The 2,126-nt window shown below is 71.9% G+C and carries 2 protein-coding genes; both read right to left on the bottom strand.

Annotation, left to right across the window (positions count from 1 at the left end; all coding sequences use genetic code 11):
• Window positions 1-1,296: acetyl-CoA carboxylase, carboxyltransferase subunit beta (gene accD, locus ACFXN1_RS51690; protein WP_379464182.1), on the bottom strand; the 1,296-nt coding region annotated here is incomplete at its 3' end.
• The gene (locus ACFXN1_RS51685; RefSeq protein WP_379446584.1) at window positions 1,293-1,964 is read right to left on the bottom strand and encodes a hypothetical protein; all 672 of its coding nucleotides are present in this window, start codon (window positions 1,962-1,964) and stop codon (window positions 1,293-1,295) included. The genes accD and ACFXN1_RS51685, both read right to left, overlap by 4 nt.
• Window positions 1,965-2,126 lie beyond the last annotated feature (162 nt).

Below are 2,126 nucleotides of genomic sequence, written 5' to 3'. Positions count from 1 at the left end.
GATCACGGCGACCACCGGAACCGGCAGGCCGGCAAGCAGCTTCAGGTTCTCGGCGATGGCCACCGCCTGCCCCTGCTCCTCGGCGGTGATGCCCGGGTAGGCGCCGGCGGTATCGATGAGGGTGACGACCGGCAGGCCGAGCTTGGCCGCCAGCCGCAGCACGCGCGCGGCCTTGCGGTAGCCCGGCGGCGTCGGCATGCCGAAGTTGTGCGCGGCCAGTTCGGCTGCGGTATGGCCCTTCTGGGTGCCGATCACCGCGACGGGCACCCCGTCGAGGCGGGCGAGTCCGGCCACCATGGCCGGGCAGTCGGCGGCGAGGCGGTCACCGTGCAGCTCGACGAACTCCTCGAAGGCCCCGGCGATGTGGTCGAAGGTGGTGGGCCGGCCGAGCCGCCTGGCCGCCCGCACCCGCTCCCAGGGGTCGGCGGGCGCCAGCGCGGCCGGATCGGTGAACACGGCCTCGGCGTCGTTGACGTACGGCCGCGCCGGGCGCACGGTCATGCCCACCAGGAGGATCAGCCGGTCGCGCAGCGCCGACCGGTGGCAGATCATGTCGACGACGCCGTGCTCGAGCAGGAATTCCGCGGTCTGGAACCCGGCGGGCAGCGTCTGGCCGATGGTCTGGCGGATGATGCGGGGACCCGCGAACCCCAGGCGCGCACCGGGTTCGGCGATGATCACGTCGGTGGAGGTGGCATACGAGGCCGCGACGCCGCCGTAGGTGGGATCGGTGATGACTGAGACGGTCAGCACGCCCGCGTCGTCGAGGCGGCGCAGCGCGTCGCTGGTCTTGGCCATCTGCATGAGGGCGACGATGCCCTCCTGCATCCGCGCCCCGCCCGAGGCGGTGACCAGGATCAGCGGACGGCGTTCGGCCCGGGCGACTTCCGCGGCCGTGGTCACCGCCTCGCCGACCGCGCTGCCGAGGCTGCCGCCCAGGAACCGGAAGTCCATGGCGGCCACCACGACTGCCACCCCGCCGAGCGTGCCACGCACGCATGCCACGGCCTCGTCGAGCCCGGTCCGGCGGCGGGCGTCGGCCAGCCGGTCCGGGTAGGGGCGGGAGTCGGTGAATACCAGCGGATCCGGCACGGTCGCCGCGCAGGCGAGGGGCTCGGCGCTGTCCTGATCCAGCAGCAGCTCGATCCGCTGCGGGGCGGTGAGCATGCCGTGGCTGTCGCATTCCGGGCACACCCGGTCGCCACGTTCGTAGCGTTTGACGTAGATCATGGCCGCGCACCCGGGGCACACCATCCAGGTGGTGCCGGCCGAGGTGCCGGTGTTGAGAATGGTCATCGCTCCTCCATCAGACGAGGCAGGTACCGGGCGACCGCAGCCGGAAGCCTCACCCCGGCGGTGCGCAACTGCGCGACGCGGGTCAGGTAGGCCGCCCCCGTCATGAGCTTATCGGCGATATCGGCCACCGCGCGGTTGGCGGGCGCGGCCAGATAGCTGCCTGCCGCCCAGGTGTTGAACCCGCCCATGGCCGGGCCGCACCAGATCTGGTAGTCCGCCACCCGCTCGGCCTCACCACGAATGCTCCAGCTCGAGGACAGGCCGAGGTACCAGCGGAAGATCAACGCCATCCGCGCCTTCGGATCACGTTCGGCCGAAACCAGCTGCGCGGGATCGTGTTCGGTGAAGAAGGCCATGCAGTCCTGCCACACCGTCTGCAGCGGACGGCGGAACAGGGTGGCCTCCAGGTCGGCGCGGACCTCGGCCGGGATCGCGTCGACGCCGTCGTAGGCCCGGTAGAGGTCATAGAGGCGCTGAGCGCGGGTGGCGAACATGGTGCCACGCCGCAACACCTGCACCTGCATGTCGAGTTCGAACATGTCCGAGGACGGCGCCATCACGCAGTCCGCGAACTGCGCGATGGCCAGCAGCCGCTTGGTGGCCTCGCACTGATGCGCCTCGCGCGCGGCCTGATTCACCGAATCGGTGACGATGTAGGCCGCGCCCATGGCGAAGGCGGTCGCGGGGGGAGCGGGGGGGGGGGGGGGGGGGTGTTGGGGGGGGGGAAAAGGGGGAGGGGGGGCACACCCCCCCCCCAAAACCCAAGCGGGGGGGGCCGGTCCCCCGCGGAGGTGCCCGAGGGGCTCGAAACCGAAGGTTCAGTGGGGAAT

The sequence above is a fragment of the Nocardia sp. NPDC059154 genome, assembly GCF_042755705.1.
Taxonomy (GTDB): Bacteria; Actinomycetota; Actinomycetes; order Mycobacteriales; family Mycobacteriaceae; genus Nocardia.
The sequence above is the reverse complement of the archived record's forward strand: the minus strand, read 5'-3'. Positions and strand labels throughout refer to the sequence as shown.